Annotated in this window: 7 protein-coding genes; 5 read left to right on the top strand and 2 right to left on the bottom strand. The window is 70.6% G+C overall.

Going from position 1 to position 8,124, the window contains the following annotated elements:
• Window positions 1-631 (top strand): hypothetical protein (locus tag AAG827_RS21540; protein ID WP_341928260.1); only part of this gene is annotated, 631 nt, incomplete at its 5' end.
• A 1-nt stretch (window position 632) separates the two neighbouring features.
• Here AAG827_RS21540 and AAG827_RS21535 read toward each other — a convergent pair.
• Both AAG827_RS21535 and AAG827_RS21530 read right to left on the bottom strand, forming a co-directional pair.
• Window positions 633-1,313, bottom strand: coding sequence for an MBL fold metallo-hydrolase (locus AAG827_RS21535; RefSeq protein ID WP_341928259.1), 681 nt, complete (start codon window positions 1,311-1,313; stop codon window positions 633-635).
• Window positions 1,310-2,023, bottom strand: coding sequence for a maleylpyruvate isomerase family mycothiol-dependent enzyme (locus AAG827_RS21530; RefSeq protein ID WP_341928258.1), 714 nt, complete (start codon window positions 2,021-2,023; stop codon window positions 1,310-1,312). The genes AAG827_RS21535 and AAG827_RS21530 overlap by 4 nt, the downstream gene beginning before the upstream one ends.
• Before the next feature lie 188 nt (window positions 2,024-2,211).
• On the opposite strand from AAG827_RS21530, the gene uvrA reads away from it, so the two are divergent.
• From uvrA to uvrC, 4 genes are all read left to right on the top strand, one after another.
• Entirely contained in the window at window positions 2,212-5,220 is a 3,009-nt protein-coding gene (gene uvrA / locus AAG827_RS21525; protein WP_341928257.1) for an excinuclease ABC subunit UvrA, read from the top strand.
• Between the two features lie 88 nt (window positions 5,221-5,308).
• Window positions 5,309-5,791, top strand: a complete 483-nt coding sequence (locus tag AAG827_RS21520) for a Rieske (2Fe-2S) protein (RefSeq protein WP_341928256.1) — start codon at window positions 5,309-5,311, stop codon at window positions 5,789-5,791.
• Between the two features lie 30 nt (window positions 5,792-5,821).
• Window positions 5,822-6,241, top strand: coding sequence for a Rieske (2Fe-2S) protein (locus AAG827_RS21515; protein WP_341928255.1), 420 nt, complete (start codon window positions 5,822-5,824; stop codon window positions 6,239-6,241).
• A 37-nt stretch (window positions 6,242-6,278) separates the two neighbouring features.
• A partial coding sequence (gene uvrC, locus AAG827_RS21510) for an excinuclease ABC subunit UvrC (protein WP_341928254.1) occupies window positions 6,279-8,124 on the top strand: 1,846 nt, incomplete at its 3' end.

Raw genomic sequence — 8,124 nt, 5'->3', positions numbered from 1 at the left:
GTCGTCCCCGGCGTCGAAGCGGAGCCGGTCGCGCGATCTCACCCGCCGCATGCGGCACGTGTCGCGTCACCCCCAGCAGGTCAACTCCGGTGACATCCTGCGTCTCCTCCTCGCCGAGGGCGTCTCCTCCGACGAGGCCTCCCTGGTCGTCGAGAAGGCTGCCGCCCGCGGCATCAAGCCCTTCACGATGCTGCTGTGGATCCAGCAGTACGACGCCGGCACGCTCTCGGTCGTCGTCGCTGCCGACCTCGGCCACCAGGACCTTCTCGAGCACCTGGCCAACCACACCGTGCCCGACCTGCGCGAGCTGGCGCTCTTCGCCTCGCTCAGCGGCCTCCCCGTCGCGGCGCAGGCCATGCGCACCCCGGTCGGCGTGACCGTCGTACGCGCTCCCTCCGTCACGCTCACCGGCCGGGCCCCCTCCCTCAAGGCCGCCCCGCTGCCGGCGATCTTCGAGCCCGGCGCCTGGCCGAAGTTCGAGGACCTGATCGGCGAGGAGCTGCTCGCCGGCGACGTCCTCCCCGAGGACCTGGTGGCCTGGGACACGCCCTACGCCGAGGTCATCGAGCCGTCCGACTGGCACATGGCCGAGCTCGACGACGACGACGACACCGGCGACCTCGCGGCCTGACCTACCAGCCGCGCTCGCGCCACTCCGCGAGGTGCGGCCGCTCGGCGCCGAGCACCGAGTCGCCCCCGTGACCGGGGTAGAACCAGGTGTCGTCGGGCAGGGTGCCGAAGACCTTCGTCTCGACCTCGCCCACCAGCTGCACGAACGCGTCGGCGTCCCCGAAGGTGTTGCCCACGCCTCCGGGGAAGAGCGAGTCGCCCGTGAAGAGGTGCGGGTGGCCCTCCGGATCGCGGTAGACGAGCGCGATCGAGCCGGGCGTGTGCCCCGCGATCGCGATCACCTCGAGGGTGCAGTCGCCCACGGCGACCGTGTCGCCGTCGCCGACCGTGCGCGTCACGGGCACCCCGGTCTGCTCGGTGATCGCCGCAGCGTCGGGCGTGCCGGCGACGACGTCGGCGCCCGTCGCCGTCACCACCGCGTCGAGGGCGCGGTGGTGGTCCCAGTGCTGGTGCGTGGTGACGACCGTGGTCAGCCCGCCGTCCCCGACGAGGGGGAGCAGCGTCTCGGGCTCCGCGGCCGCGTCGATCAGGACCTGCTCGCCGTTGCTGCGGCAGCGCAGGAGGTAGCAGTTGTTGGACATCTGCTCGTCGACGGCCACCTTGGTGATCGTCAGGTGCGCCAGCTCGCGCACCTGCGCCCCGCCGCCGACCGTCACGTCTCCGGTGTAGCTCGTGTCGTTCACCAGGTCTCCATCCTCGGCAGGGTGCCGTCGCTGCTCGTCAGTCCGTCTCCGGCGCCACGTCCGGTCAACCACCACCCCAGGTCGGCGGTGGTGCCCGTGACGACCGGTCCGGTGCTGTGGGCACCAGCCTGCCAGGTGCGGTCGAGGTCCGTCGGTGCGACCGTGAACGGCGCCTCCTCACCGGGCCGGTCCAGCAGCGAGGCCACCAGGAAGGCCGCGAAATCGATCGGCCAGTCGGCGCAGGTGTAGCCGGCAGCCAGGTCGGCGTGGTGGATCTCCACCTCGCGCAGCCGCATGCCGGTGACGGCACGGACGGGGAACGTGCGGTCGCTGCCCCGGGTGCGCTCCACCACGGCGTCGAGCCGGTCGTCGGGCACCAGGCCGATCGCGTCGACGAGGGACGTGCTGCCAGCCAGCAGCCGGGCGCGCAATTCCCCCGGCGCCGCCGACGCCAGGTCGTCGACGTCCGCGTCGCGCCGCTCCTGCGACGCATACATCGGCGGCACGTCGCCCTTGACCACCCCGAGCAGCACGGCGGTGAGCGCCTCGCTGTTCAGCGCGAGGTGGGCGACCACGTGGCCACGCGTCCAGCCGGGCAGGGCGGAGGGCTCGGCGTACGCCTCCTCAGGGAGGGCGTCGACCGTCCGGACGAGGCGCCGGTCGGCGGACGTGAGCTGCTCCAGGAGGGTGGGACCGCTGATGTCGTCCATGTCACCCATCCTCACCCACGGGCGACCCGTTGGGGTGTGACGCAGCGGTCAGGCCCGTGAAATCGTGGCGGTTGGGCTCGCGTGAGAGTCTGGTGCGTCGGCGCGCCAGGCTTGCGCCGACGCCCCGCGTGACGAACACTTGTTCGAACGCAGCACCATTCCAGACCGGTCGAGCCCGAAGGACGGCAGTGGCGGATCAGCTCATCATCCGGGGAGCCCGGGAGCACAACCTCAAGGACGTCTCCCTCGACCTCCCGCGCGACTCGCTCATCGTGTTCACGGGGCTGTCCGGCTCCGGCAAGTCCTCGCTGGCCTTCGACACGATCTTCGCCGAGGGGCAGCGCCGCTACGTCGAGTCGCTGTCGGCCTACGCGCGCCAGTTCCTCGGCCAGATGGACAAGCCCGACGTCGACTTCATCGAGGGCCTCTCGCCCGCGGTGTCGATCGACCAGAAGTCCACGTCCAAGAACCCACGCTCCACCGTCGGCACGATCACCGAGGTCTACGACTACCTCCGCCTGCTCTACGCCCGGGCCGGCCGGCCGCACTGCCCCACCTGTGGGGCGCCGATCGAGCGGCAGACCCCGCAGCAGATCGTCGACAAGATCCTCACCCTCGAGGAGGGGCGGCGCTTCCAGGTGCTCGCCCCGGTGATCCGCGGCCGCAAGGGCGAGTACGTCGAGCTCTTCAAGCAGCTCCAGACCCAGGGCTTCAGCCGTGCCCGCGTCAACGGCGAGACCCACACCCTCGACGAGCCGCCGGTCCTCGACAAGCAGAAGAAGCACACCATCGAGGTGGTCGTCGACCGGCTCGCGGTCAAGGAGTCCTCCAAGCGACGCCTCACCGACTCGGTCGAGACGGCGCTCAACCTCGCCGGCGGGCTGGTGCTCTTCGACTTCGTCGACCTCGACGCCAAGGCTCCCGACCGGGAGCTGCGGTTCAGCGAGAAGATGGCCTGCCCCAACGACCACGCGATCGACACCGACGACCTCGAGCCGCGCTCGTTCTCGTTCAACTCCCCGTTCGGAGCCTGCCCGGTGTGCAGCGGTCTCGGCACGCGCATGGAGGTCGACCCCGAGCTGGTCGTGCCCGACCCGACGGCCACCCTCGGCGAGGGGGCCATCCAGCCGTGGAGCCAGGCCCACGTCGCCGACTACTTCCTCAAGCTCATGTCCGCGCTCGGTGACGAGCTCGGGTTCGACCTCAACATGCCGTGGCAGGACCTCCCGGCCAAGGGGCAGAAGGCGTTGCTGGAGGGCCACTCCGGCAAGGTCCACGTCGTCACGCGCAACCGCTACGGCCGCGAGCGTGCCTACTACGCGCAGTTCGAGGGCGTGCGCCCCTACATCGAGCGCCGCCACCGGGAGGCCGAGTCCGACACCAGCCGGGAGCGCTTCGAGGGCTTCATGCGCGAGGTGCCCTGCGGGACCTGCAAGGGCAGTCGCCTCAAGCCGGTCTCGATGGCGGTCACGGTCGGGGGACGCAACATCGCCGACGTGTGCGCGATGCCGATCAACGAGACCGCCGACTTCCTCAAGACGCTCGAGCTCTCGACCCGCGAGCGCCAGATCGGCGAGCAGGTGCTCAAGGAGATCCAGGAGCGGCTCAACTTCCTGCTCGACGTCGGCCTCGACTACCTCTCCCTCGACCGTCCCTCCGGGTCGCTGTCGGGAGGCGAGGCGCAGCGCATCCGCCTGGCCACGCAGATCGGCGCCGGCCTGGTCGGCGTCCTCTACGTGCTCGACGAGCCGTCCATCGGCCTGCACCAGCGCGACAACCACCGCCTGATCGAGACCCTGGTCCGGCTCAAGGACCTCGGCAACACCCTGATCGTCGTCGAGCACGACGAGGACACGATCAAGGTCGCCGACTGGGTCGTCGACATCGGCCCCGGTGCCGGTGAGCACGGCGGTCAGGTGGTGCACAGCGGCACCGTCCAGGGCCTCCTCGAGCACCCCGACTCGATGACCGGGCAATACCTGTCGGGCCGTCGCGAGATCCCGGTCCCCGAGATCCGCCGCCCCCGCACCAAGGGCCGCGAGCTGACCGTCCACGGCGCCCGCGAGCACAACCTGCGCAACATCGACGTGTCGTTCCCGCTCGGCATGTTCGTCGCCGTCACCGGCGTGTCGGGCTCGGGCAAGTCGACCCTGGTCAACGACATCCTCTACACGTCGCTGGCCAAGCAGATCTACCGCTCGCGCACGATCCCGGGCCGGCACCAGAAGATCACCGGGCTCGACCACGTCGACAAGGTGATCCACGTCGACCAGTCTCCGATCGGTCGCACCCCGCGCTCCAACCCGGCGACGTACACCGGGGTCTTCGACCACGTGCGCAAGCTCTTCGCGTCGACTCCCGAGGCCAAGATGCGCGGCTACCTCCAGGGCCGGTTCTCGTTCAACGTCAAGGGCGGGCGCTGCGAGGCGTGCTCCGGCGACGGCACGATCAAGATCGAGATGAACTTCCTGCCGGACGTCTACGTCCCCTGCGAGGTCTGCCACGGCGCGCGCTACAACCGGGAGACGCTCGAGGTCCACTACAAGGGCAAGACCATCGCCGAGGTCCTCGACATGCCGATCGAGGAGGCCCTGGACTTCTTCGCGGCCGTCCCGCCGATCGCCCGCCACATGCAGACCCTCGTCGAGGTCGGCCTGGGCTACGTGCGCCTCGGCCAGCCGGCGACCACGCTGTCCGGTGGTGAGGCCCAGCGGGTCAAGCTGTCCTCGGAGCTGCAGAAGCGCTCCACCGGGCGCACCGTCTACGTCCTCGACGAGCCGACCACGGGCCTGCACTTCGAGGACATCCGCAAGCTCCTGCTCGTGCTGGGGCGTCTGGTCGACCAGGGCAACAGCGTGCTGGTCATCGAGCACAACCTCGACGTCATCAAGACCGCCGACTGGCTGGTCGACATGGGGCCCGAGGGTGGCTCGCGCGGGGGCATGGTCGTCGCCGAGGGCACGCCGGAGCAGGTGGCGGCGCATCCCGACAGCTACACCGGTCAGTTCCTCAAGCCGCTGCTCGAGGGCCGCGAGGCGGCGCAGCCCAAGCGGGTCCTGCCGGCCACCGAGGCGCCCGCTCCGCGCGGTGCCAAGGCGACGACTGACGCCAAGGCCCCTGCGAAGAGGACGGCCGCCAAGAAGACTGCTACTGCCAAGGCGTCCGCTGCCAAGCGCAAGGTGACCAGCCGGAGCTGATCGGCGTCAGTCGGCGCGCTCTCAGGTGACTCTCATCTGCGTCGGTAGTCTTCTCCTCAACCATCCCCGAGGCTATGAGGAGCACCGCATGGGCGCATCAGGACTCAGCCGGCGGCGAGCGCTGTCGACGGCTGCGACCGTAGGGCTCGGGCTTCCGGTGCTCGCCGCCTGCGGCGGTGACGACACCACCACCGGCGCGACCGACCCGACGCCGACGAGCGGAGGGGCGAGCCCGGCCCCGGCCGACCCCAGCGCGTCCGCCAGCGCGACGCCGGAGGCGCCGACCGGCGGCTTCGCGTCGACGGCCGACATCCCGGTCGGCGGGGGCGGCGTCTTCGAGGAGCAGCGGGTCGTGGTGACGCAGCCGACCGAGGGGGAGTTCAAGGGCTTCTCGTTCGTGTGCACGCACTCCGGGTGCCCGGTCAACCAGGTCACCGACGAGATCCTCTGCCCCTGCCACGGCAGCAAGTTCTCCATCACCGACGGCTCGCCCACGGCCGGACCCGCGCCGTCGCCGCTCGAGCCGATGGAGCTGATCGTCGGCGACGACGGCAGCATCAGCCTCGCCTGAGTCCACCCACCCGCACCCCCGGAGGCACCGATGACCGACCGCCCCTCGTTCCAGCCCACCCGTCGCATCGTCTTCCACGGCCTGGGTGCCATCGGCGTCGCGGCCGCGCTCGCCGGGTGCGGTGGCGGCAGCTCGGAGCCGGCGGCCCAGGAGGCGGTGGCCGGCGACGAGCTCGCCGCGACGTCGGAGGTCCCGGTCGGCGGTGGTCTGATCCTGACCGACCAGAAGATCGTGATCACCCAGCCCACCGAGGGTGACTTCAAGGCCTTCACCGCCGTGTGCACCCACGAGGGCAACACCGTGACCTCGGTGGAGAGCGGCACCATCGAGTGCAGCTTCCACGGCAGCTCCTTCAGCGCCGAGACCGGTGAGGTCCAGGGAGGACCCGCGGGGTCCGCGCTCGCCGCCGTCGCCATCGACGTGAAGGACGGCAAGGTCCTCGCTGCCTGAGGCGCTGGCTGTCCCCGGCGTTCCGTAGGGTTGTCCCGTGCCGCCGACCCGCTCCTCCCGACCCGCCCGCGGCCCGCTGTCCTACCGCCCCGAGCCGGGCTCGATCCCCACCCAGCCCGGGGTCTACCGCTTTCGCGACGCCAAGGGACGCGTGATCTACGTCGGCAAGGCCAAGAGCCTGCGCCCGCGGCTGTCGTCCTACTTTCAGGACGTCGGCAACCTTCACCAGCGCACGGCCACGATGGTCACGACCGCGGCGAGCGTGGAGTGGACGGTCGTCAACACCGAGGTCGAGGCGCTCCAGCTGGAATACAGCTGGATCAAGGAGTTCGACCCGCGCTTCAACGTCAAGTACCGCGACGACAAGTCCTACCCCTGGTTGGCCGTCACCGTCGGTGACGAGTTCCCCCGGGTGATGGTGGGCCGCGGTGCCAAGCGCAAGGGCACCCGCTACTTCGGGCCCTACAGCCACGCCTGGGCCATCCGCGAGACCGTCGACGTGCTGCTGCGCGTCTTCCCGATGCGGTCCTGCAGCAACGGCGTCTTCAAGCGCTCGGCCCAGATCGGGCGACCGTGCCTCCTGGGCTACATCGGCAAGTGCTCGGCGCCCTGCGTCGGCCAGGTCTCGCCGGAGGAGCACCGCGCGATCGTCGACGACTTCTGCGACTTCATGGGCGGCCAGACCCGGCCGTTCGTCCGTCGCATCGAGAAGGAGATGTACGCCGCCTCCGAGGCCGAGGACTACGAGCGTGCGGCCCGGCTCCGCGACGACCTGGGCGCGCTCGAGAAGGCGCTCGAGAAGCAGGCGGTCGTGCTCGGTGACGGTGCCGATGCCGACGTGATCGCGCTCGCCGAGGACCCGCTCGAGGTCGCCGTGCAGATCTTCTACGTGCGCGGCGGTCGCATCCGCGGCCAGCGAGGCTGGGTCGCCGACCGCGTCGACGAGGGCGGCACCGCCGAGCTGGTCGACGACTTCCTGCTCCAGCTCTACGCCGGTGGCGAGGCCGACTCGATCCCGCGCGAGATCCTGGTGCCCGCGCTGCCCCCCGATGCCGACACCTACGAGGCGCTGCTCAGCGACCTGCGGGGCAGTCGCGTGCAGATCCGGGTGCCCCAGCGCGGTGACAAGAAGACCCTCCAGGAGACGGTGGCCCGCAACGCCGGTCAGGCCCTGGTCCTCCACAAGACCAAGCGCGCCAGCGACCTCACCACGCGCAACCGGGCGCTCGAGGAGATCCAGCTCGCGCTCGAGCTCGACGAGGTGCCCCTGCGCATCGAGTGCTACGACGTCTCCAACCTCCAGGGCACCGAGGTCGTCGCGTCGATGGTGGTCTTCGAGGACGGACTGGTCCGCAAGGGCGAATACCGCCGCTTCGTCATCAAGGGCGTCGAGGGTCAGAACGACGTCGCGTCGATGCACGAGGTGATCACCCGCCGCTTCCGCCGCCTCCTCGACGAGCAGGCGCGCAGCCAGCAGGTCTCGACCGAGAGCGGTCCGATGCTGGTCGACCCCGAGACGGGGAGGCCCCGCAAGTTCGCCTACGCGCCCGGGCTGGTGGTGGTCGACGGCGGCCCTCCGCAGGTCGCGGCCGCCCAGCAGGCGCTCGACGAGCTGGGCATCGACGACATCGCGATCTGCGGACTGGCCAAGCGCCTCGAGGAGGTCTGGCTCCCCGGGCAGGAGGACCCGGTCATCCTGCCGCGCTCGTCCGAGGGGCTCTACCTCCTCCAGCGCGTGCGCGACGAGGCCCACCGCTTCGCCATCAACCACCACCGCTCGCGACGCTCCAAGACGATGGTCGAGAGCATGCTCGACGACGTCCCCGGACTCGGCGAGGTGCGGCGCAGGACCCTGCTGAAGCACTTCGGCTCGCTCAAGAAGC

The sequence above is a fragment of the Nocardioides psychrotolerans genome, assembly GCF_943371775.1.
Lineage (GTDB): Bacteria > Actinomycetota > Actinomycetes > Propionibacteriales > Nocardioidaceae > Nocardioides > Nocardioides psychrotolerans_A.
Note: the sequence above shows the minus strand (reverse complement) of the source record. Positions and strands in the feature narration are given on the sequence as shown.

Coding starts and splice junctions, on each gene's coding strand:
- AAG827_RS21530 (WP_341928258.1), bottom strand. CDS start 2,023: ATGGACGACATCAGCGGTCCCACCCTCCTGGAGCAGCTCACGTCCGCC.
- AAG827_RS21520 (WP_341928256.1), top strand. CDS start 5,309: ATGGGCGCATCAGGACTCAGCCGGCGGCGAGCGCTGTCGACGGCTGCG.
- AAG827_RS21515 (WP_341928255.1), top strand. CDS start 5,822: ATGACCGACCGCCCCTCGTTCCAGCCCACCCGTCGCATCGTCTTCCAC.